This window comes from Streptomyces sp. NBC_01092, from assembly GCF_045039535.1.
Classification (GTDB): Bacteria; Actinomycetota; Actinomycetes; order Streptomycetales; family Streptomycetaceae; genus Streptomyces.
Map to the genome: position 1 here is coordinate 8,005,714 of NZ_CP108659.1, position 24,179 is coordinate 8,029,892.

General features: G+C 70.4%; 11 protein-coding genes and 1 pseudogene. 9 read left to right on the forward strand and 3 right to left on the reverse strand.

Annotation, left to right across the window (positions count from 1 at the left end; genetic code table 11):
* Positions 1 to 21: 21 nt before the first annotated feature.
* From OG254_RS36390 to OG254_RS36405, 4 genes are all read left to right on the forward strand, one after another.
* Positions 22 to 1,722: a bifunctional 3-(3-hydroxy-phenyl)propionate/3-hydroxycinnamic acid hydroxylase gene (locus OG254_RS36390; protein WP_405590447.1), complete on the forward strand. Its 1,701-nt coding sequence runs from the start codon at positions 22 to 24 to the stop codon at positions 1,720 to 1,722.
* Positions 1,719 to 2,591, forward strand: a complete 873-nt coding sequence (locus OG254_RS36395) for an alpha/beta fold hydrolase (protein WP_405590450.1) — start codon at positions 1,719 to 1,721, stop codon at positions 2,589 to 2,591. Before OG254_RS36390 ends, OG254_RS36395 begins: the two co-directional genes overlap by 4 nt.
* Positions 2,588 to 3,622: a VOC family protein gene (locus OG254_RS36400; protein ID WP_405590452.1), complete on the forward strand. Its 1,035-nt coding sequence runs from the start codon at positions 2,588 to 2,590 to the stop codon at positions 3,620 to 3,622. Before OG254_RS36395 ends, OG254_RS36400 begins: the two co-directional genes overlap by 4 nt.
* A gap of 478 nt (positions 3,623 to 4,100) precedes the next feature.
* Entirely contained in the window at positions 4,101 to 7,688 is a 3,588-nt protein-coding gene (locus OG254_RS36405) for a SpoIIE family protein phosphatase (RefSeq protein WP_405590455.1), read from the forward strand.
* 36 nt (positions 7,689 to 7,724) lie between these two features.
* Here the strand turns inward: OG254_RS36405 and OG254_RS36410 are convergent, their stop codons facing one another.
* Together OG254_RS36410 and argG are read right to left on the reverse strand one after the other, a co-directional pair.
* Positions 7,725 to 9,254 carry a UDP-N-acetylglucosamine 1-carboxyvinyltransferase gene (locus OG254_RS36410; RefSeq protein ID WP_351186484.1) on the reverse strand — a complete coding sequence of 510 codons (1,530 nt, stop codon included), beginning with the start codon at positions 9,252 to 9,254 and terminating at the stop codon, positions 7,725 to 7,727.
* A 237-nt stretch (positions 9,255 to 9,491) separates the two neighbouring features.
* Positions 9,492 to 10,946: an argininosuccinate synthase gene (argG, locus tag OG254_RS36415; RefSeq protein ID WP_405590459.1), complete on the reverse strand. Its 1,455-nt coding sequence runs from the start codon at positions 10,944 to 10,946 to the stop codon at positions 9,492 to 9,494.
* Positions 10,947 to 11,315: 369 nt separating this feature from the next.
* Here argG and acnA point away from each other — a divergent pair, with 369 nt between their 5' ends.
* From acnA to OG254_RS36440, 5 genes and pseudogenes are all read left to right on the forward strand, one after another.
* Entirely contained in the window at positions 11,316 to 14,030 is a 2,715-nt protein-coding gene (gene acnA / locus OG254_RS36420) for an aconitate hydratase AcnA (protein WP_405590462.1), read from the forward strand.
* A gap of 146 nt (positions 14,031 to 14,176) precedes the next feature.
* On the forward strand, positions 14,177 to 14,311 hold the full coding sequence (locus tag OG254_RS36425; protein WP_405590464.1) for a hypothetical protein: 135 nt from the start codon (positions 14,177 to 14,179) through the stop codon (positions 14,309 to 14,311).
* Positions 14,308 to 15,804: a sensor histidine kinase gene (locus OG254_RS36430; RefSeq protein WP_405590467.1), complete on the forward strand. Its 1,497-nt coding sequence runs from the start codon at positions 14,308 to 14,310 to the stop codon at positions 15,802 to 15,804. Before OG254_RS36425 ends, OG254_RS36430 begins: the two co-directional genes overlap by 4 nt.
* Before the next feature lie 94 nt (positions 15,805 to 15,898).
* Positions 15,899 to 16,411: pseudogene (locus OG254_RS36435) on the forward strand (cellulose binding domain-containing protein); the annotation flags it as partial.
* Between the two features lie 373 nt (positions 16,412 to 16,784).
* Entirely contained in the window at positions 16,785 to 20,078 is a 3,294-nt protein-coding gene (locus tag OG254_RS36440) for a GH92 family glycosyl hydrolase (RefSeq protein WP_405590470.1), read from the forward strand.
* An 82-nt stretch (positions 20,079 to 20,160) separates the two neighbouring features.
* Here OG254_RS36440 and OG254_RS36445 read toward each other — a convergent pair whose 3' ends face one another.
* On the reverse strand, positions 20,161 to 23,961 hold the full coding sequence (locus tag OG254_RS36445) for a GH92 family glycosyl hydrolase (protein WP_405590473.1): 3,801 nt from the start codon (positions 23,959 to 23,961) through the stop codon (positions 20,161 to 20,163).
* Positions 23,962 to 24,179 lie beyond the last annotated feature (218 nt).

Sequence of the window (24,179 nt, forward strand, 5' to 3'; positions counted from 1 at the left end):
GGACGACAGTGAGGTGGCCTGATGAGTGAGATCAGCGCCGGGAACAGGGCCGGGGCCGGAGCCGAGGACGGGGCCGGCGACGCCGAGTACGACGTGGCGGTGATCGGGTACGGGCCCACGGGGGTGACCGCCGCGAACCTGCTGGGCGCGGCGGGCCTCAGGGTCGTCGTGCTGGAGCGCGACGCCGAGATCTTCTCCCGGGCCAGGGCGATCTCCACCGACGAGGAGGTCATCCGGATCTGGCAGCGGACCGGCCTCGCCGACCGGCTGAAGCTGGACATGCTGGCCGACCGGCCGCTCGACTTCGTCGACGCGCGCGGCCGCGCCTTCCTCAGCGCGCACCCCACGCCGCGCGGCCACGGCCACCCGCCGCAGATGTTCCTCTACCAGCCCGCGCTGGAGCAGGTCCTGCGCGACGGCGTCGACCGCTATCCGAACGTGGAGGTGTGGCTGCGACACGAGTGCCTGCGGCTGCGCCAGTCCGCCGACGGGTCCGGCGTGGAACTCACGGTGGTGGGGACGGCAGACGACTCCGTACGACGGTTGCGCGCCCGCTACGTCATCGCGGCCGACGGCGGCTCCAGCCTCACCCGCGCACAGCTCAACGTGGGCTACGAGGGACGGACGTACGAGGACCGCTGGGTCGTCATCGACACCAGGATCCTGAAACCCTGGCCCGACCACGACCGGCTGCGCTTCCGCTGCGACCCGGCCCGCCCGGCGGTGGACTGCCCGACACCGCTCGGCCACCACCGCTGGGAGTTCCCGATCCTGCCCGGCGACGACGAGCGGTATCTGACCTCCGACGACGCGATCCACGCGATGGTGTCGGGGTACGGGATCGGCCGGGACCAGATCGAGATCCTGCGCGCCACCGTCTACAGCCACCACGTCCGCTTCGCCGCCCGCTTCCGGGTGGGCCGGGTCTTCCTCGCCGGTGATGCCGCGCACGCGATGCCGCCGTGGATCGGCCAGGGCATGGCCGCCGGAGTGCGCGACGTGGCGAACCTGTGCTGGAAGCTCGACGCCGTGCTGCGCGGGGAACTGCCCGAGTCAGTGCTCGACAGCTACGAGGCGGAGCGCAAACCGCACGTCAAGGAGGTCACCAGGCGGGCGGTGTTCGTCGGCCGGATCATCACCGAAAGGCGGCTCGCGGTCACCCGCGTCCGCGACTCCGTGCTCCCGCACCTGAACCGGATACCGGGCCTCGGCGGCTGGCTCCAGGACTCCAACTGGATCCCCGTCGCCCACTATGCCGACGGCTTCCAGGCCCGCCCCGGCACCAAGGCCTCCGGCACCTCCCGTACCCGTGCCTCCCGCCGTACCCGTGCCTCCCGCACCACGGCCCCCGGCCACCAGATCCCCCAGCCCTGGGTCACCGGCCCCGACGGCACCCGGGTCCGCCTGGACGACGTGCTCGCCGGGCGCTGGCTGCTCCTGCACGGCCCGCTGCCGGCCCCGCAGCCCGCGTGGGAGCGCTGCGGTGTCCCCTCGCTGACCGTCCTGCCGGCCGGCTCACGTCCGGCCGAGGGCGCGGTCGTCGACTGCGACGGAGTGCTGCGGGCCTGGATGACCCGCCACCGCGCCGCCACCCTCGCCCTGCGCCCTGACGCCTACGTCTACGCCGCCGCCCCTTCCGGCGCCCAACTCCCGCCGCCTCCTGCCGGGTTCACGCCGGCCCCGCGTGCGACCACCCCGACCACCGCCCAAGGAGCGTCATGAGCACCCACACCTCACCGCCGCCGATGCAGGAGTCGCTGCTCGACGTCCTAGGCAGGAAGATCTTCGTCGCGGAGACCGGCGACGGCCCGCCCGTCCTGCTGCTGCACGGCGGCGGCCCCGGCGCCTCCGGTGTCTCCAACTACACCCGGAACATCGCCGAGTTGGCCAAGGACCACCGGGTCATCGTCCCCGACCTGCCCGGCTACGGCCGCAGCACCAAGGGCGTGGACGGCACGGACCCGTTCGGCGACCTCGCCGCCGGCATCCGCGGACTCCTCGACGAACTCGGCCTGGACAAGGCCCACCTGGTCGGCAACTCCTACGGCGGCGCCTGCGCCCTGCGCCTCGCCCTGGACACCCCCGACCGGGTCGACCGCATGGTCCTGATGGGCCCCGGCGGTATCGGCACCACCCGCGCGCTGCCCACCCCGGGCCTCAGCAGCCTCCTCAACTACTACTCCGGCGACGGCCCTTCGCGCCCGAAGCTGGAGAAGTTCATCCGCACCCACCTCGTCTTCAACGCCGCCGACGTCCCCGACTCGGTGATCGACGCCCGCTACGAGGCGAGCATCGACCCGGAGGTGATCGCGGCCCCGCCGCTGCGCCGCCCGTCCGGCCCGGACGCGTTGCGCACGCTGTGGCGGATGGACTTCACCCGCGACGCCCGCCTCGCCCGCCTGCCCGTGCCGACCCTGGTTCTGTGGGGCGCGGCCGACAAGGTCAACCGCCCGTCCGGCGGCCGGATGCTGGCCGACCGCATGCCCAACTGCGACCTGTACGAGGTCGCGGGCACCGGGCACTGGGTGCAGTTCGAGCGCGCCGGGCTGTTCAACAGGATCTGCGCCGACTTCCTGGCGGGCCGCCGATGACCCCGTACGGCGACATCCGCGACAGCCCCGGTGCCCCGTCGGTCTTCGGCTCGGTCCACCTCGGTTACATCGTCATCGAGACGGAGAAGTTCACCGACTGGCGCCGCTTCGGCACCGACGCGATCGGCATGCACCACGACGACCTGGACACGGGCCTGATGCGCTTCCGCCTCGACGGCCAGGAGTGCCGTTTCCTGCTGCGGCGCGGACCGGCCGAGGACGTCGTAGCCACCGGCTGGCACCTCGACGACCACACCACGTTCGAGCAGATCGAGGCCCGCGTGCGCGCCCACGGGGTGCCGTGCGTCGAGGGCACCGCCGAGGAGGCGAGGATCCGCGGCGTCGAACGGCTGCTGCGCTTCCCCGGCCCCAAGGGCATCACCCAGGAGATCTACACCACCCCGGTCATCTCCCCGCGGCCCCTGAAGATGCTGGCGTCCGGCTGGGTCACCGGCGACTCGGGCATGGGCCACGTCGCCATCACCTCCGCCCAACCGGCCCTGATGCGGGGCTACTTCAACACCGTCTTCGACGCCCGCCTCACCGACTACATCGACGAGACGATCAGCGGCGTCAAGCTCAAGATCCGCTTCCTGCGCGTCAACGAACGCCACCACTCCATCGCCGTCGCCGCCGTCCGGGGCCTGCCCATCGACCCCGTCCGTACCCGCGTCCAGCACCTCAACATTCAGGCCGCCACCCTCGACGACGTCGCCCGCAGCTACGAGCGCGTCCACGAACTCGGCTTCGACATGGCCCTGTCCGTCGGCCGGCACACCAACGACAAGGAGCTCTCGTACTACGCCCGTACCCCCTCGGGCTTCGAATGGGAGGTCGGCTGGAACCCCGTCGTCATCGACGAGTCCACCTGGCAGCCCAGCACCCACCAGGGCATCAGCATCTGGGGCCACACTCCGGTCGGCCGGACCATCGTCGACAAACTCGACCAGTTCCGCCTCGGCGCCCGCTCCCTCGCCCGCCCCGAACGGACGGTCCCCGCCCTCAGCGGCGCAGGCATCCCCGACGACTGACGACCCGCAAGACGCAACACAACGGGCCCGTCCGCGCACTGCGCGGACGGGCCCGTGATACCGAGCGCTGGGCAGGCCTTGCACCTGCATCTCCCCGCAGGAAGCGGGACGTCTTTCCTTGGACCACCAACGCAACACCAGCCACCCGAACTTGCGGCGACCAGCTCAGGACCAACCTTAACCCACTCGGCCCCGTCTCCCTGTACGGCTCCCCGCGTCCGGTCCCGGAGAGATCCCGGACTTTGTCGCCGCACCCCTTTCGGACCTGCATCAGTGCCAAGCCCAGGCAGTGCACGACCTGCCCTGCGCGGCCCGCCACCTTCTTCCCGCTGTCCATGGGGACTGCGAGTCGACGATCGCCGCCGTCGGCGCGCGGCTGCGAGCGTACACTTCTGGGCAAATCATCGTTTTGTCTATTTTGACCGCCTCGGGAGGGCGCGCGGGCGGTTCACGTAGGCGCCAGGAGGAACATTTCTCGATGACCCGGCCCGATGACCCGCGTACCGCGGCGGCCCGGATGTTCGCCGAGGCCGGCGCGTTCGGCGAGCTTCTGGCCGGGATCGAGTGGGCGGCGACGCCGCTCGGGCCCCCCGAGTCCTGGCCGGGGCCCCTGGTGGACACCCTGCGCCTCATGCTCACCTCCGAGCACGGGATGGCTCTGTACTGGGGCGCCGAATTCGCCACCCTGTACAACCTGGGCTCCTCACCCATAGTCGGCGCCAAACACCCCTGGGCACTCGGCAAGCCGTACAAGGATGTGTTCCCCGAGGTCTGGGTCCACCCCGTGAGCTCCCACTTCCACTATGTGACCGACACCCGCAAGTCCCTGCTGATCCCCGATGAGCCGCTCATCATGGAGCGCCACGGCTTTCCGGAACAGTGCTACTTCGACTCCTCCTTCCAGCCCGTGCTGCTGGACGACGGCACCTCCGGCGGCGTGCTGCAGATCATCACCGAGACCACCGGCCGGGTACTGGGCGAGCGCCGGCTGCGCCTGCTGAGCGAGACCGGCGCCCGCACCGCCGGGCTGCTCACCCCGGGCGAGGTCGCCCGCGTAGTCGCGGAGGTGCTGGGCTCCTATCCCGAGGAGATCCCGTTCCTGGGCCTCTACCTGGCCTCCGAGCCGGGGATGCTGCGGCCGGCGGCCTCCGCCGGGCTCCGGCCCGCGCCCGAGGCCGTGTCCCTGAGTACGGCCGACGGGGCGGAGGTCGCGGCCCGGCTGGCACATGTGGTCGCCGACGGCGCCCCTGCCACGCTGCCGGCCACGGCGTTCACCGGCGGCAACACGGCCGGGCAGCACGCCGCGGCCTCCCGGCTCCCGGTCGAGCAGGCACTGGCGCTGCCGCTGGACTGTGCGGGTCAGGTGGGAGGCGTCCTGGTGGTGGGCGTCAACCCCTGCTTCCCGCCGGCCGGGGCCTACCGGGACTTTCTGGAGGTGCTCGCCTCCGCCGTGGCCGGGGCGCTGACGGCCGCACTCGCCCACGACGAGCAGCGGCGGCGGGCGGAAGCGCTGGCCGAGCTGGACCGGGCCAAGACCATCTTCTTCGCCAACGTCAGCCATGAGTTGCGCACCCCGCTCACCCTGCTCCTGGGCCCGCTCCAGCAGGCCCTGGCCGACGAGGACCGGCCCGAGCGGCACGAGCGGCTGGAGCTGGCCGAACGCGGCGCCCTGCGCCTGCTGAAGCAGGTCAACACCCTCCTGGAAGTCGCCAGAGCCGAGGCCGGGCAGCTACGCCCGGCCCTTGAGCCGGTCGACCTCGCCGGTGCCACGGCCGAGCTGGCCGGGGTGTTCCGCTCCGCCTTCGAGGCGGCCGGGCTGACGCTGGAGGTGGACTGCCCGGCGCTGTCCAGGCCGGTGTCCCTGGACCGGGAGATGTGGGAGAAGATCATCCTCAACCTGCTCAGCAACGCCCTGAAGTTCACCTTCACCGGCGGCGCCCGGGTGCGGGTGGCCGCGGTCGGCGACCTCGCCCGGCTGACCGTGACCGACACCGGCACCGGCATACCCCCCGACGAGCTGCCGCGTCTGTTCGAGCGCTTCCACCGCGTCCGCGGCGCCCGCTCCCGCTCCCACGAGGGCAGCGGCCTCGGCCTGGTGCTGGTGAAGGACCTGGTGGAAGCGCACGGCGGCACCGTCGGCGTGGACAGCCGGCTCGGCCAGGGCACCGACGTCACCGTGGACCTCCCCTTCGCCGCCGCCCACCGGCCCCGTCCGGACCCGCCCGCGGCCGGCGCCGGATCCCCCGGGGAAACCGGGGAAACCCCCACGGAAGACGGAGGCGGCCGGTCCGGCCGCGCCGCGGCCTATGTGGACGAGGCGCTGGGCTGGCTGGCGGCTGACCCCGTCCCCGCCGCGGCGACCTCCGCGGCACGCCCCCCGAGCGCCTCCGCGACCCACGATGCCCCGCACGGCCGCCCCGGTCCGCACGAAACCGAACGCCCCCACCCGGCCCGCCTGCTGGTCGTCGACGACAACGCCGACATGCGCGCCTACCTCACCCAGCTCCTGCAGCCCGACTACGACGTGCTGCTCGCCGCCGACGGCCGGGCCGCCCTGGAGATCGCCCTGGCCCAGCCGGTGGAGCTGGTGCTGAGCGACGTGATGATGCCCCGCATGGACGGCTTCGAGCTGGTCCGGGCGCTGCGTGCGGACCCGCGCACCGCCCGCCTGCCCATCGTCCTGCTCACCGCTCGCGCCGGCGAGGAGGAATCCGTGCAGGGCCGGGAGGCCGGAGCCGACGACTACCTGGCCAAACCCTTCTCCGCGCGCCAGCTGTTGGCGCGCGTCCGCGCCGGGTTGGAGCTGTCCCGGCTGCGCGAACAGGCCTTGACCGACACCCGCAACCAACTGGCCGTGCTGGACTCACTGGCCGAGGCGGGCCTGCGCCTGTCCGCCACCCTCGACCCGGACCAGATCCTGCGGACCGCCGGCCAGATCCTGCTGCCCGACTTCGCCGACCAGATCAGCATCCACCCCACCACCGCAAGACCCGCCCCGGCGCAGTCGCCCCCGGTATACAGCGCCGGCACCCCCCTTCTTGCCCGGGAGGCCCTGGCCACCGCCGCCACCCACGCGATCAACGGCACCGCCCCGGCCCCGGCCGGCCCGCACCCGCCCGCTGCCGTACTGGCCCTGCCGCTGCAGGCCCACGACCAGACACTGGGGGCCCTGGTACTGGTCCGGCACACCGACTACTCCGCGGTCGAACACAAGTATCTGGAGAACGTCGCCCACCGTCTGGCCCTGGCCTACGACAACGCCACCCGGTACCACAACGAGCGCCGCCTCGCCCTGACCTTGCAGCGTGCCCTGCTGCCCCACCGCCTGCCCGAGGTGCCTGGGGTGCGCCTGGCCACCCACTACCGGGCCAGCAACCGCGGCGCCGAGGTCGGCGGCGACTGGTACGACGTGCTCGCCCTGCCCGACGGCGGGGTGGGGCTGGCCATCGGAGACGTCATGGGCCACGACGTCGAAGCCGCCATCGTGATGGGTCAACTCCGCTCCTCCCTGCACAGCCTCGCGATGGAGGGCGCCGGCCCGGCCCAGGTGCTGGCCAGGCTGGACGCCTACCTGCAGTCGCTCGCCACCGAACGCTTCGCCACCTGCCTGTACGCGGTCTACGACCCACACCGCCACCGCCTGCGCTACGCCGCCGGCGGGCACCTGCCGCCCCTGCTGATAGCCACCGACACCGCCTATCTGGAGCTGCCCCCGGCGTTGCCGCTGGGACTGGGCAGCACCCCCGTCGACCGCGAGGTGGCGTTCCCGCCCGGCACCAGCCTGCTGCTGTACACCGACGGCCTGGTGGAAAACCGGGCGCTGTCCCTGGACGACTGCCTGGAGACCCTGCGCCAGGCCTGCGGCACGCTGCCCGCCGCCGCCCGCACCGATCCCCAACAGATCACCGAACGAGCCCTGGAGCTGCTGAACACCCCCGACCGGGTCGACGACGACACCGCCCTCTTGGCCGCCACCGCCGAACCATCGCGTCGAACCGGCGCCCCGCAGGCCCAAAGTCCCGGAGAAGTCCCACGGTTGCCGCCGCCCCCGTCTCTGACCCGCTGAGGAGCAGGCCGGACGGGATGCGGCGGCATGCGCGTATCAGATGTCCCGGAAGATCTCGATCTGCGCCCCGATGGAGTTCAGGCGCTCGGCAAGGTCCTCGTAACCCCGGTTGATGACATACACGTTCCGCAGCACGGACGTGCCCTCCGCCGCCATCATCGCCAGCAGGACGACCACGGCGGGGCGCAGGGCGGGCGGGCACATCATCTCGGCGGCGCGCCAGCGGGTCGGGCCCTCCACCAGGACGCGGTGCGGGTCGAGGAGTTGGAGGCGGCCGCCGAGGCGGTTGAGGTCCGTGAGGTAGATCGCGCGGTTGTCGTAGACCCAGTCGTGGATCAGGGTCTTGCCCGACGCGACGGCGGCGATGGCCGCGAAGAACGGGACGTTGTCGATGTTCAGGCCCGGGAACGGCATCGGGTGGATCTTGTCGATCGGCGCCTCCAGCTTGGAGGGCCGGACGGTGAGGTCCACCAGCCGGGTGCGGCCGTTGTCGGCGAAGTACTCGGGCGTGCGGTCGTGGTCGAGGCCCATCTCCTCCAGGACCGCCAGCTCGATCTCCAGGAACTCGATGGGCACGCGACACACCGTCAGTTCCGACTCCGTCACCACCGCCGCGGCCAGCAGGCTCATCGCCTCGACCGGGTCCTCGGAGGGGGAGTAGTCCACGTCCACGTCGATGGTCGGCACACCGTGCACCGTGAGGGTCGTCGTGCCGACGCCCTCGACGCGGACGCCGAGCGCCTCCAGGAAGAAACAGAGGTCCTGGACCATGTAGTTGGAGGACGCGTTGCGGATGACCGTGACGCCTTCGTGGCGTGCGGCGGCCAGCAGTGCGTTCTCGGTCACGGTGTCGCCGCGCTCGGTCAGCACGATCGGCCGGTCGGGACGTACGCCGCGGTCCACCACGGCGTGGTACTGGCCCTCGGTCGCCGCGACGTCCAGACCGAACCGGCGCAGCGCGATCATGTGCGGCTCGATGGTCCGCGTGCCGAGGTCGCAGCCGCCGGCGTAGGGCAGCTTGAAGTGGTCCATGCGGTGCAGCAGCGGGCCGAGGAACATGATGATGGAGCGGGTGCGTACGGCGGCCTCCGCGTCGATCGCCCCCATGTCCAGCTCGGCCGGCGGCACGATCTCCAGGTCGACGCCGTCGTTGATCCAACGGGTGCGCACGCCGATGGAGTTGAGCACCTCCAGCAGGCGGTACACCTCCTCGATCCGGGCGACCCGGCGCAGCACTGTGCGCCCCTTGTTGAGCAGCGAGGCGCACAGCAGGGCCACGCAGGCGTTCTTGCTGGTCTTGACGTCGATCGAACCGGACAGTCGACGTCCGCCGACGACCCTCAGATGCATCGGACCGGCGTACCCCAGCGACACGATCTCGCTGTCCAGGGCTTCACCGATTCGGGCGATCATCTCAAGGCTGATGTTCTGGTTGCCGCGCTCGATGCGATTGACGGCGCTCTGGGAGGTGCCGAGCGCCTCGGCCAGCTGCGCCTGTGTCCAGCCCCGGTGTTGCCGGGCGTCACGGATGAGCCTGCCGATGCGTACGAGGTAATCGTCTGCCATGAGCTTGAGGCTATCTCAGATATGAGATGGCACATCCTAGGGGGTCCATTCGGGTGACGGCTCGTCAACGCCGCCTGGCGGTACGGGTACGACGCCACCCGAAAGGTCCGGGCAAATCAACCGATGTCGTATGACGTCCGATGCATGGCATGTCGGAAAGTCGGAAGGGTCCGGTTCGACGCGCGCGGCGTCGAACCGGACCCTCCCGCGGTCCGTCCTCTGGTGGCCCGGTGGCCGTCAGTCCGTGCCCGCCTCCATCGCGGCGCGGTCCAGGGCCGCGTCCTCCTCGGAGACCTCGCCGCGCGAGGCGATCGCCTCGGCGCCGCCCTCGGGCAGCTCCGGCATCGTGCCGATCAGGCCGGTCGCGGCGGCCTGGGAGGCGCCGACGGTCGGGCTGCCGGTGCCGATCAGGCCGAGGCCGACGTACTGCTCCAGCTTGGCGCGGGAGTCGGCGATGTCGAGGTTGCGCATGGTGAGCTGGCCGATCCGGTCCACCGGGCCGAAGGCCGAGTCCTCGGTGCGCTCCATGGACAGCTTGTCCGGGTGGTAGCTGAACGCCGGGCCGGTCGTGTCGAGGACCGAGTAGTCCTCGCCGCGCCGCAGCCGGAGCGTCACCTCGCCGGTGACGGCCGCGCCGACCCACCGCTGGAGCGACTCGCGGATCATCAGCGCCTGCGGGTCCAGCCAGCGGCCCTCGTACATGAGGCGGCCGAGACGCCGGCCCTCGTTGTGGTACTGGGCGAGGGTGTCCTCGTTGTGGATCGCGTTGACGAGACGCTCGTACGCAGCGTGCAGCAGCGCCATGCCCGGCGCCTCGTAGATGCCGCGGCTCTTGGCCTCGATGATCCGGTTCTCGATCTGGTCCGACATGCCGAGGCCGTGCCGGCCGCCGACGGCGTTGGCCTCCATCACCAGGTCGACGGGGGAGGCGAACTCCTTGCCGTTGACGGTGACCGGGCGGCCCTGCTCGAAACCGATCGTCACGTCCTCGGCGGCGATCTCGATGGACGGGTCCCAGAACTTCACGCCCATGATGGGCTCGACGGTCTCGACGCCGGTGTCCAGGTGCTCCAGCGTCTTGGCCTCGTGGGTGGCGCCCCAGATGTTGGCGTCCGTGGAGTACGCCTTCTCCGTCGAGTCCCGGTAGGGCAGGTCGTGGGCGACCAGCCACTCCGACATCTCCTTGCGGCCGCCGAGCTCGGTCACGAAGTCCGCGTCCAGCCAGGGCTTGTAGATCCGCAGGTTCGGGTTGGCGAGCAGGCCGTAGCGGTAGAACCGCTCGATGTCGTTGCCCTTGAAGGTCGAGCCGTCGCCCCAGATCTGGACGTTGTCCTCGAGCATCGCGCGCACCAGCAGCGTGCCGGTGACGGCACGGCCCAGCGGCGTGGTGTTGAAGTACGCCCGCCCGCCGGAGCGGATGTGGAACGCCCCGCACGTCAGCGCGGCCAGGCCCTCCTCGACGAGGGCGGCACGGCAGTCGACCAGGCGCGCGACCTCGGCGCCGTAGGCCTTGGCGCGGCCGGGCACCGAGGCGATGTCGGGCTCGTCGTACTGGCCGATGTCAGCGGTGTAGGTGCACGGGACGGCGCCCTTGTCGCGCATCCAGGCGACCGCGACCGAGGTGTCGAGACCGCCCGAGAAGGCGATGCCGACGCGCTCGCCGGTGGGCAGGGAGGTGAGGACCTTGGACATAGGAAGAGTATGCATCATGTCGCATGGTCATGCAAAGCCCTTGCATGAAGGTGCGAGAAGTCCGCGGGAGTGCGGGAAAGGGCAGGCCCGGGCGGGCGTGATGGGGTCGATCGGGTGCGGCGGCGCGGCCGGGTGTGCGGAACGCCACTGTCGAAAGGCGCGCGGCAAGGAGGCCGGGCATGACCATCCCGGCCCCATGTACTAGAGTTATCTCGACATCGAGATATCTGCCGGGGCGCACCGCAGCCGCACGTCATCGCCGGTCTGGCGGTAAGGCTTACCTAACTTAGCCTTACCTTAGCGGATCGGCCAAGATGCCATGGCGGCAGGATCGTGGTGAGTACGCGCACATCAATGAAGGAGACTGTCGTGTCGGCGAACAGCTTCGACGCCCGCAGCACGCTGCAGGTGGGCGACGAGTCGTACGAGATCTTCCGGCTGGACAAGGTCGAGGGCGCCGCGCGCCTCCCCTACAGCCTGAAGGTGCTGCTGGAGAACCTCCTCCGCACCGAGGACGGCGCGAACATCACCGCCGACCACATCCGCGCCCTCGGCGGCTGGGACTCCCAGGCCCAGCCGTCGCAGGAGATCCAGTTCACGCCGGCCCGCGTGATCATGCAGGACTTCACCGGTGTCCCGTGTGTCGTGGACCTCGCGACCATGCGTGAGGCCGTCAAGGAGCTCGGCGGCGACCCGGCGAAGGTCAACCCGCTCTCCCCGGCCGAGCTGGTCATCGACCACTCCGTCATCGCCGACAAGTTCGGTACGAATGACGCCTTCGCGCAGAACGTGGAGCTGGAGTACGGCCGCAACAAGGAGCGCTACCAGTTCCTGCGCTGGGGCCAGACCGCGTTCGACGACTTCAAGGTCGTCCCGCCCGGCACCGGCATCGTCCACCAGGTGAACATCGAGCACCTGGCGCGCACGGTCATGGTCCGTAACGGCCAGGCCTACCCCGACACCCTCGTCGGCACCGACTCGCACACCACCATGGTCAACGGCCTCGGTGTCCTCGGCTGGGGCGTCGGCGGCATCGAGGCCGAGGCCGCGATGCTCGGCCAGCCGGTCTCCATGCTCATCCCGCGCGTCGTCGGCTTCAAGCTGACCGGTGAGCTCAAGCCCGGCACCACCGCCACCGACCTCGTGCTGACCATCACCGAGATGCTCCGCAAGCACGGCGTCGTCGGCAAGTTCGTCGAGTTCTACGGCGAGGGTGTGGCCGCCACCTCCCTCGCGAACCGCGCCACCATCGGCAACATGTCGCCGGAGTTCGGTTCCACCGCCGCGATCTTCCCGATCGACGACGAGACCATCAAGTACCTGAAGCTGACGGGCCGCGACGCCCAGCAGCTCGCGCTCGTCGAGGCGTACGCCAAGGAGCAGGGCCTCTGGCTGGACCCGGCCGCCGAGCCCGACTTCTCCGAGAAGCTCGAGCTGGACCTCTCCACGGTCGTCCCGTCGATCGCCGGTCCCAAGCGCCCGCAGGACCGCATCGTCCTCGCCAATGCCTCCCAGCAGTTCGCCCAGGACGTACGCAACTACGTCTCGGACGACTCCGAGGCCGGCAAGGAGTCCTTCCCGGCCTCCGACGCCCCGGCCGTCTCCAACGGCGTTCCGTCGAACCGGGTCACCGTGACCGCCCCCGACGGCTCGACGTACGAGATCGACCACGGCGCCGTCACCGTCGCCGCGATCACCTCCTGCACCAACACCTCGAACCCGTACGTGATGGTCGCCGCCGCGCTCGTCGCGAAGAAGGCCGTCGAGAAGGGCCTGACCCGCAAGCCGTGGGTCAAGACCACCCTCGCCCCGGGCTCCAAGGTCGTCACCGACTACTTCGACAAGGCGGGGCTCACCCCCTACCTCGACAAGGTCGGCTTCAACCTGGTCGGCTACGGCTGCACCACCTGCATCGGCAACTCGGGCCCGCTGCCCGAGGAGGTCTCGAAGGCGGTCAACGACCACGACCTCGCCGTGACGTCCGTCCTCTCCGGCAACCGGAACTTCGAGGGCCGCATCAACCCCGACGTCAAGATGAACTACCTGGCGTCCCCGCCGCTGGTCGTCGCGTACGCCCTCGCGGGTTCGATGAAGGTGGACATCACCAAGGACGCGCTCGGCACCGACCAGGACGGCAAGCCGGTCTTCCTCGAGGACATCTGGCCGACCGAGGCCGAGGTCAACGACGTCGTGGCGAACGCCATCGGCGAGGACATGTTCAACAAGTCCTACCAGGACGTCTTCGCGGGCGACGCCCAGTGGCAGGCCCTGCCGATCCCGACCGGCAACACCTTCGAGTGGGACGCCCAGTCGACGTACGTCCGCAAGCCCCCGTACTTCGAGGGCATGACGATGGAGACCACGCCGGTCTCGGACATCGCCGGCGCCCGCGTCCTGGCCAAGCTGGGCGACTCGGTCACCACCGACCACATCTCGCCCGCCGGTGCCATCAAGGCCGACACCCCGGCCGGCAAGTACCTCACCGAGCACGGTGTGGAGCGTCGTGACTTCAACTCCTACGGCTCGCGCCGAGGCAACCACGAGGTCATGATCCGCGGCACGTTCGCCAACATCCGCCTGCGCAACCAGATCGCGCCGGGCACCGAGGGCGGCTACACCCGCGACTTCACTCAGGCCGACGCGCCGGTGGGCTTCATCTACGACGCCTCGCAGAACTACCAGGCCGCCGGCATCCCGCTGGTCATCCTGGGCGGCAAGGAGTACGGCTCCGGCTCGTCCCGCGACTGGGCGGCCAAGGGCACGGCCCTCCTCGGCGTCAAGGCCGTCATCACCGAGTCGTACGAGCGCATCCACCGTTCGAACCTCATCGGCATGGGCGTCCTGCCGCTGCAGTTCCCGGCCGGCCAGACGGCCGACTCGCTCGGCCTGACCGGCGAGGAGACCTTCTCCATCGCGGGCGTCGAGGAGCTGAACAACGGCACCACCCCGAGCACGGTCAAGGTCACCACCGACACGGGCGTCGAGTTCGACGCGGTCGTCCGCATCGACACCCCCGGTGAGGCCGACTACTACCGCAACGGCGGCATCATGCAGTACGTGCTGCGCAGCCTGATCCGCGGTTAAGCGATCAAGTAGGCGGTAGCGCACGGCAGTTGAGGGCCGCATCCCCGATCAGCGGGGATGCGGCCCTCGTCGTTTTCGTCCCGTGACATCGGCAGAGCTCAGCCGGAACACAGGGTTCCCCCAGCGTGCCGGGACAGGATCGGGACATGACTGGCACTGCTGGGTTCCGAAACGGACGCGTCCGTGTGCTCACCGACGTGGTCGACGGGCCGGGCGCCGGCGCCGACGAGTCCGTGCGCGTCCTCGGCCACGCCATCCGCCCCGTGGAGGACGGCGGATGAGCGCCCGGCGTCGCCTGCGGCCCCTGCGCACGCGCCTGCTCGTCCTCATCGGCCTCGCGCTCGCCGCCGTGTGCGCGGCGATGGCGCTCACCACCGTGTTCGTCCAGCGCGCCTATCTGCTGGGCAACCTGGACGACCGGGTCGACAACGCCGCCGAGCGCAGCCTGGGCGGCGCGCGGCTCCACCCCGGGCCGGCGGACGACCTGAGCTTTCTCAGGGACAGCGGTCACCCGACCGGCATGCTCGCCGCCCGGCTCGACGACGGCGGCGACATCCTCGCCGCCGAGGTCGTGAGCGCGAACGCCCCGCCGCGCGCCCTCACCGACGCCCAGCGGACGGCCCTGGCGGGTGTCAGGACCGACGGCTCGACGCACACCGCCGCCGTCCCAGGGCTCGGCACCTACCGCGTCACCGTCGCCGAGAGCGACGGGCTGCGCGTGGTGACAGGGCTCCCGATGGACGACGTACAGCGCATGATCAGCGGCATGGTCGTGGTCGAGGCGGTCGTCGCGGTGGCCGTTCTCGCCGCGGCGGGCGGCCTGTGCGCCGTGGTCGTACGACGCCAGCTGCGCCCCCTCGGCAGGGTCGCCGCCACGGCCGCCGAGGTCGCGCGCGCACCGCTCGACCGGGGCGAGGTCACCGGCCTCACCCGGGTCCCGGCCCGGGACACCGACCCGGTCAGCGAGGCCGGCCAGGTCGGCGCCGCCCTCAACCGCATGATCGACCACGTCGAGTCCTCCCTCACCGCACGCCGGCGCACCGAGGAACGCATGCGCCGCTTCCTCGCCGACGCGAGCCACGAACTGCGCACCCCGCTCACCTCGATAGCCGGCTACGCGGAACTGATGAACCGCGGCACCGGCGGCATCGAGCCGGTCCTCGCCTGGCGCCGCGTCTTTGCGGAGTCGGCCCGCATGACGGACCTGGTGGAGGACCTGCTGCTCCTGGCCCGCCTGGACGAGGGACGGCCGTTGCAGTCCGCCGAGGTGGATGTGGCGGCGCTGGTCGCGGAGGCGGTGTGGGACGCGAGGGCCGCCGGGGGCGGCCAGGACTGGCAGCTCGAACTCCATCTGGACGACGCCCCGTCGGTCCTCGGGGACGAGGCCAGGCTGCGTCAGGTGGTGGCCCGACTGCTGGCCAACGCGCGGGTGCACACGCCGCCGGGCACAACGGTCGTCACCTCCGTCGAATCGACCTCCGACCGCTGCCTGATCCGCCTCCGGGACGACGGCCCCGGCATCCCACCCGCCCTCCTCCCGCAGGTCTTCGACCGCTTCACCCGTGGCGACACCTCCCGGACCCGTAGCGGCCCGCACGACGGCGGCTCCGGCCTCGGCCTCGCCGTCGTGGCGGCGATCGTGTCGGCGCACGGGGGCCGCATCGACGTCGAGAGCGAGCCCGGCCGGACCGAGTTCACCGTCGACCTGCCGGCTACGGCCGGAGACTATTCGGGTGACCGACGCGTGGACCTCATGTCCATGAACTCGCCGTGAAACAACGGAACTTGAGCCAACTGACGCACGACCCGGTTCCCGGACGGCTAACTTGGGCAAGCAGTTGTTGGGTCATCTGGCTTGCGGAAACTGTGTCAACGGCTCACCGGGCACCGTTGAGGCCAACTACTCGTGGACAGGAAAGCTTCCTGACAACAAGTCGGGCCGCCACCTCGTCTACATGGTCTGGCAGCGCTCGGACAGTCAGGAAACCTTCTACTCCTGCTCCGACATCGTCTTCGACGGCGGCAACGGCGAGGTCACCGGCATCAAGGAGCCCGGCAACCCGACCGACCCGGTGCCCGGCGCGTGCTCCGCGGCTCGCCGTACGACCGGCATTTGGTCCGGTGGCCACCAGTCCGAGGTGACCGTCACCAACACCGGCGACGTCCCGATGCTGGGCTGGATGGTCGACTGGACGCTCCCGGCCGGCCAGAAGGTCGAGAGCCTCTGGAGCGGCAACGCGACCTGCACCGGCCAGAACGTGATGGTCCACAACGCCGGCTGGAACGGCTCCCTGGATCCGGGGGAGAGCGCGACGTTCGGATACGTCGTCTCCGGATCCGGTGGCGACAGCGCGACCGCCTTGCCCTGTCGAGTGGGCTGAATCATCGCTCCGGGCGGACCCGGTGGGCGTGAGCCGCCGTCCACCGGGTCCGCGAGCCGGACGAGCCCGAGGGGGGGGAAGTGGGACCGTCCGGTTGGTGAGTGGCTTGTGCGAGTCGCGGTGCGACAACGTTGTCGAATGGTATGCACATGACTCTACCGCCTCAACGGACAACGATGTCAAGCCAGTTGGGCGCGAAGTGACCTCCGCCATCGCGGACGCCCGGCCGACGCGCTGCCCCCGTCCGGGTGATCACCCCGCGTGCCCGTCCATCGGAACGCGCTCTTCCGTGGTACCGGTGACGCACGCTACTGTCCCTGCGGCTTGTGCGACCTGTGGTGCGCGACCCGTCCGAAGGAGGAGGGGCCGCGTCATGCGTTTTTGTCCCAGACTGTCTCCCAGACCGAGTCGTACGGCCTTGCTGCTGGCCGCCGTTCTCGCGATCGGCGGCGCCACACCGGCCGTCGCGGCGTCCAGCGCGCCGCCGCCCGAACTCGTCGACGACCCCACCTCGTACGTCGACCCGCTCATCGGCACGAAGAACGGCGGCAACGTCTTCCCGGGCGCCGTCACCCCGTTCGGCATGCTCTCTTTCAGCCCCGAGAACACCCGTGGCGACGCGACCCGCACCGCCGCGCCCGGCGGTTATCACCACGACGCCACCCGCATCCGCGGCTTCAGCCTGACCCACATGTCCGGCACCGGCTGCGCGGGCGGCAGCGGTGACATCCCGTTCTTCCCGTACGCGGGTGAAGTCACCTCGTCGCCCGCGAGCGACACCAAGGACGCCGTCTACGCCTCCGACTTCAGCCACGCCGACGAGACCGCCGAGCCCGGCCGCTACCAGGTCCGCCTCGCGTCCGGCGTCACCGCCGACCTCACCGCGACCACCCGTACCGGCTCGGCGCGCTTCACCTTCCCGTCCGACAAGCCCGCCTCGCTGCTCGTCCGCACCGCCAACTCCGAGGTGGGGTCCGCCGATTCGGCGGTCCGGATCGACCCCGACCAGCGCACGATCTCCGGGTCCGTCACCTCCGGGAACTTCTGCGGGTACCTCGACCCCGAGGGCCGACGCGCCTACTACACCGTCCACTTCACCGCCCGCTTCGACCGCGCCTTCAAGGCCACCGGCACCTGGCAGGACGACAGGCTGAACCCCGGCGCCATCTCCGCGAGCGGCGGCACGGGCGGGTTCGCGAACGGCGGACGCCCCGTCGCCGGCAAGGGCGCCGGCGGATACGTCGAGTTCGCGCCCGGCGCCGGACCGGTGAACGTCAAGGTCGGCATCTCGTACGTCAGCCAGGCCGGCGCCGAGGCCAACCTCGCCGCGGAGAACCCGCCGCACCGCTCCTTCGACGCCGTACGGGACGCCGCCCGCCGTGCCTGGCGTGAGCGTCTGTCCGCGATCCGGGTCGGCGGCGGCACCGACGCCGAGCGCACCACCTTCTACACCGCGCTCTACCACGCCCTCCTCCACCCGAACGTCATCAGCGACGCCGACCGCCGCTACCGAGGCCCCGACGGCGAGGTCCACACCGTCAGCCGCGGTCACCAGGCCCAGTACGGCACCTTCTCCGGCTGGGACGTCTACCGCGACCAGGTCCAGCTGCTCACCCTCCTCAACCCGCGCGTCGGCTCGGACATCGCCCAGTCGCTGTACGAGCTGGCGGAGCAGAACGGCGGCGTCTGGGACCGCTGGCTGCACGGTGCCGGCGGCACCCACGTCATGAACGGCGACCCCTCGCCCATCGCCCTGGCCGGCATCCGCGCCTTCGGTGGGACGGACTTCGACCTGCGCGGGGCACTGGCCTCGCTCGTCAAGGCGGCGACCGTACCCACGGACAAGGACCTGTCCCCGGCGGGAAAGCCCGTGCTCTCCGTCGGGCAACGCCCCTCCCTGGACAAGTACTTGAAGCAGCACTACATGCCGTCGGTGTCGAACGCGTGGGGAGGTGCCGCCGAGACGCTGGAGATGTCCGGCGCCGACTTCGCGCTCTCCCAACTCGCCACGGTGGCGGGGCGTAAGGACACGGCCGCCACCTTCGCGGACCGGGCCCAGTGGTGGCAGAACAACTTCAACATCGCCGCCACCCAGGCCGGCGGCTACATCGCCAACCGCAAGGCCGACGGCAGCTGGGTCACCAGCTTCACCCCGGCCACCGGCAACGGGTTCGTGGAGGGTACGGCGGCCCAGTACACGTGGATGGTCCAGCACAACCCGGCGGGACTCTTCGCCGCCATGGGCGGTCGTGACGCGGCCTTGAAGCGCCTCGACGCCTTCTTCCACGACGCCGACGGCACCTGGGCCTTTACCGGCAGCGGCGGCGAGAAGTCCGAGCTGGACAACGAGCCGTCCATCAACGTGCCCTACCTGTACGCCTACGCGGGTGCCCCGCACAAGACGCAGGAGACGGTCCGGGCGGCGATGCGCGAGCTGTGGTCCACCGGGCCCGGCGGCATCCCCGGCAATGACGACCTCGGCGCCATGTCGTCGTGGTACGTCTTCTCCGCGCTCGGCATGTACCCCCAGGTGCCCTCCCGTGCCGAACTGGTCCTCGCCTCACCGCTGTTCCCGCGCATCGAGATCGACCGGCCGGGCGGCGGCGACATCTCCGTGCGCGCGCAGGGCGCCGCCGACGACGCCCCGTACATCCGTTCCCTGAAGGTCAACGGTCTTACGAGCGACCGTCCTTGGCTCCCGTCCTCCTTCGTACGGGACGGCGGCCGGCTGGACTACACCCTGTCCGCCGCGCCCGACCCCGCCTGGGGAGCCTCCGAGGTGCCGCCGTCCTTCCGCGCGGGCGAGCAGCCGTACCAGATCGGCGTCGGCCCGACGACGGCGACCGTCGCGCCCGGCGGGAGTGCCAAGGTCGGTATCCGCGCCCTGTCGATGAGCGGGGGCCAGGGCCCCGAGGTGCGCTTCCGGGTCGACGTGCCCGACGGCATCACCGCCACGCCCGCCGAGGGCACGGTGACCGACGGCTCGCAGGAGATCACGCTGACCTCCGCCGAGGACACGACCCAGGGCTTCCACGCCGTCGAGGTCACCGTGACCTCGGGCGACACCTCGTACGCACAGCCCGTGGCCCTGACCGTCGCGGCCCCGGGCACCCTGCTGGCCGCCTACAACAACACCGGCATCTCCGACGACGCCGGCGACCACGACGAGGCCGACTACGACGGCGGCGGCTGGAGCTACTCCCGCCAGGCCCTCGCCGACGCCGGTCTGACGTCGGGCAAGCAGGGCACGGCGGGCGGCCTGACCTTCACCTGGCCCAGCTCGCCGAACGGTCGCCCGGACAACGTCTCGGCAGCCGGCCAGACGATTGAACTCGCCGCCCCTGCCGGCCAGTTGGCCTTCCTCGGCAGCGGCGTCAACGGCAACCAGCAGTCCAAGGCCACCGTCACCTACACCGACGGCACCGCCGACACGATCGACCTCGCCTTCACCGACTGGACCGTCGGTGGCGGCGCCGGCACCGTCCAGTACGGCAACGAAGTCGTCGCCAGGGCCGCGTACCGGAACGTCGCGGGCGCGGACCGGGATCCGGTCGACACGTACGTCTTCGCCACCAAGCCGTTCGCGGCGCCGGCGGGGAAGACGATCGCGCGTGTGAAGCTGCCGGACGACGGCGACCTGCACGTGTTCACGGTGGCCGTGGGCTGAGGCCCGAACGCGCCGGACGCGGTGACGGTCGTACAGCCGTCACCGCGTCCGATCGACTTGAGCCGTGGCCCAATGCCGCTGCTCAGGCGAGCAGTTCGACTTCCGACACCACCGCCTCACCGTCGAGCACCAGGCGGTACTTCCCGTACGTGCCCGGTGACCCCACGGAGAATGCCCGTGTCTGCCGGTCCCAGGTGAAGGGCTGCCCGGAGCGCTCGTCGAGGGTCTGCCAGGTGGTGCCGTCGTTCGAGCCCTGGAGCTTCCAGCCGGTCGGTGCCTTCGTGCGGTCCGACGGGGAGGTCAGGGTGTACTGCACGGCCTTGGCGGACTCGGACACCGGCAGATCCAGCGAGGTGACGCTCTCCTGGGTCGCCGAGGTGTTGTCGAACAGCGCCCCGACCCCCTTCAGCACGTCCGCCCGCGGTGTCGGCACCTTGTCGTCCTTGGTGATCGACACGGGCGCCGCGTTCTTGCCCGTACCCCACGAAGAGGGCCGCGGACCCATGTCGAACTCCAGGACCCCGCCCTTCGCGAGCAGCTTGTGGGGGAGCGAAGTCGACTTCCACGGAACGCCGTTGACCTTCAGGCCCTGGACGTACACATTGCGGGTGCTGTTCTTCGGCGCCTTGACGACCAGCTCACGGCCGTTCTCCAGATGGACCGTCGCCTTGGTGAACAACGGCGATCCGATGGCGTACTCGCCACTGCCCATCACCAGCGGATAGAAGCCGAGCGAGGAGAACAGGAACCAGGCCGACTGCTCGCCGTTGTCCTCGTCGCCGTGGTAGCCCTGCCCGATCTCGCTGCCCGTGTACAGCCGCGACAGCACCTCACGGATGCTCGACTGTGTCTTCCACGGCTGCCCGGCCGCGTCGTACATGTAGAGGGCGTGGTGGGCGACCTGGTTGGAGTGGCCGTACATGCCCATCCGTACGTCTCGCGCCTCCGTCATCTCGTGGATGACACCGGGGTACGAGCCGATGAAGTCGGGCGAGGCGGTCTCCGGGGTGTTGAGGTATTCGTCGAGCTTGTCCGCGAGCCCGGCGCGGCCGCCGTAGAGGTTGGCGAGGCCGCGGCTGTCCTGCGGGGCGGTGAAGGCGTAGCCGTAGCCGTTGGTCTCGGTGTAGTCGTAGCCCCACACGCGCGGGTCGTACTTGGACGACTCGACCCGCCAGTCGCCCTTGGCGTCGCGGCCCTGGAAGAACCCGGCCTTGGAGTCGAACAGGTTCACATAGTCCTGGGCGCGGTTGAGGAAGTACGCCGACTCCTCCTTGTAGCGCTTCTCGCCGGTCTCCTCATACAGCTTCCGGCCCATCTGCGCGATGCCGTAGTCGTTGAGGTAGCCCTCCAGCGCCCAGGACAGGCCCTCGTGGGTCTCGGTGCTGGTGTAGCCGAGGAAGGGCGAGGTCTCCATGCCCTTGCGGCCCACACCGGACGACGGGGGCACCACGGTCGCGTTCTTCACGGCCGCGTCGTAGGCCGACTTCGCGTCGAAGTCGACGCCCTTGACGTAGGCGTCGGCGAACGCGACGTCCGAGGAGGTGCCGGTCATCAGGTCCGCGTATCCGGGCGACGACCAGCGCGAGGTCCAGCCGCCGTCCTTGTACTGCTGCACGAACCCGTCGACCATCTCACCCGCCTGACTCGGGGTCAGGAAGGAGTACGCCGGCCAGGTCGTCCGGTACGTGTCCCAGAAGCCGTTGTTGATGTACACCTTGCCGTCGACGATCTTCGCGCCGGTGTGCGTCGGGGTGTCCTGACCCGTCATCGGCGAGAACGGAGAGGCGTACTGGTACTTCGAACCGACCTTCTCGAACCCGGAGTTGGGGTACAGGTACAGCCGGTACAGGCTGGAGTACAGCGTGGTCAGCTGGTCCGGCGTGGCGCCCTCCACCTCGACCTTGCCGAGCAGCTTGTCCCACTGGCGCTGGGCCCGGTTCTTCACCGTGTCGAAGGAGGTGCCGTCCGGGATCTCCTGGCGCAGGTTGTCCTTTGCCTGGTCGAGGCTGATGAGCGAGGTGGCGATCCGCAGCGTGACGGTCTTGTTCTCGGGCTTGAACCGCAGATAGCCCTTGACCCCGCTCGACGACCCCTCTTCCACCGGCGCGTCGAACACGCCGTACACGAACAGCCGGGTCGCCCCCGTCGACAGGCCCGACTTCACGTCGGAGTAGCCGGTGAACGTCCCGCTCTCCTTGTCGAGCGTCAGCCCCGCCTGGTCGGTGACGTTGTCGAACAGCACGCTCGCGTCGTCGCCGGGGTAGGTGAAGCGCATGACGGCCGCGTGGTCGGTCGGCGCCATCTCCGTCTTGAGACCGTTCTCGAACCGCACGCCGTAGTAGTACGGCCGCGCCGTCTCGTTCTCGTGCCGGAAGGCCAGCTGCCGTGCCTCACGGCCGAGGTCGGGCGTGCCGGACGCGACGGACGGCATCACCTGGAAGGTCTGCCGGTCGCCCATCCAGGGGCTGGGCTCATGGCTGGCGCTGAATGCCTGGATCGTCGGCAGGTTGTCGTCGTTGTTGGCGCGGGCATAGTCGTACAGCCAGCTCAGCGAACCCGCGTTGGTCACCGGCGTCCAGAAGTTGAATCCGTGCGGCACCGCCGTCGCGGGGAAGTTGTTGCCGCGCGAGAAGCCGCCGCTGGAGTTGGTGCCGCGGGTCGTCACCGCGTAGTCCGACAGATGCGCCTTCGGCTTCTCCCGCGGTACGGCCTTCAGCGCCACGTCGTCCAGCCAGCCCCGGAACTTCGCCGGGCCCTTGGCGGAGTCGTACGCCACCAGGATCCGGTCGACGGTCTTGCCGGCCGCGACCGACCCGATCCGCGAGGCCACGTTGTTCCACTGGTTGACGTAGAGGACCTTGGCCGCCCCCTGCCCCTGCGGGGTCAGCGCGAACCCGTGCTGGTCGGTCGCCTTCAGGTCGCTCAGATACGTCCCGTCCGTGAAGGCGAGGTCCACGGAGACGTTCGTGGCGTCGTAGTCCCGGTCGCGGTCCGCCATCGACGGGAAGATCCGGTACGACAGCTGCGTATCGCGTCCTACGGCCACATCGACGTCGAAGACCTTGTTGTACGAGTACGCCCGGGCGTCGGCGGTGTGCCGCCCGGCGTAGCGCAGTGCCCGCTTGCCGGTGAAGCCGGCGCCCGCCTTCGCCGTCGGCGAGCCGCTGGGGCCCTTGTCGACCAGCGAGAGCATGTCCTGCGGTATCGGGTTGGCGCCGCCGCCCTTGGAGAACTGGACGTCGGCGAGCTGGAGGATGTCGCCGCCGTTGTTCTTGGAGATCTCCAGCCGGAAGTGCTGGTACTCGGCCGGGCTCGCGATGTCGTAGGTCTTCGTCTGGAACGGCTCGGAGAAGGACTCCCCGGTGCGGGTGTCCAGGGTGGTCCAGTTCGAACCGTCCGTGGAGCCCTTGAGGGTCCAGTCCTGCGGGTTGCGTTCGTCGTGGTCGTTGGCCGACGTGAGCGCGTAGGTGACCACCTTGACCGGGGCGGCCAGGTCGAACTCCGCCCAGCCGGTGGGGGCGAACGTCAGCCACTTGGTGGTCGGCTCGACGTCGACGAGGTTCTCCTTCACCTCACGCGCGCCGGCGTTCTCTCCGCTGGCCCGGACGTCCGTGACCTGGTCGGTCACATTGCCCGGAATGCCCGTGCTGTATCCGCCGTCCACGCCCGCGGTGCGTTTGGTGCCGTCCGCCGCGGTGTCGACGGTATTGAGCCAGTCGGGTGCCGGGTCGCCCGCCTCGAACGAGGAGGCGAACTCCCGGTCGGCCGACGCGGGTGCCTGAGGCAGGGCGACGACCACCCCCTGTGAGCCCACTGCCAATGCAAAGGCGGCCGCCGACACGACCGCCGTTCCACCCCATCTGTGCCGAGCTCTCTGCTGCATAGCCGGTACCCTCCCTGCGCACGGGACAACGTTGTCAGCATCGCTGCGCAAGGACCAGTTGTGGCTCAAGTGCTAAGTATTGTCAAGGGTGTTGGGTGTGGCATTCGGGGCTTATGTCGCGGATTTTTCGGGCAAGCCGCGCACAGGCCCCTCATATTTCCGGGAGGTCTCAACTCGGAAAAGACCACCGGCCAACCTTGCATTCGATCTTGCTCCGC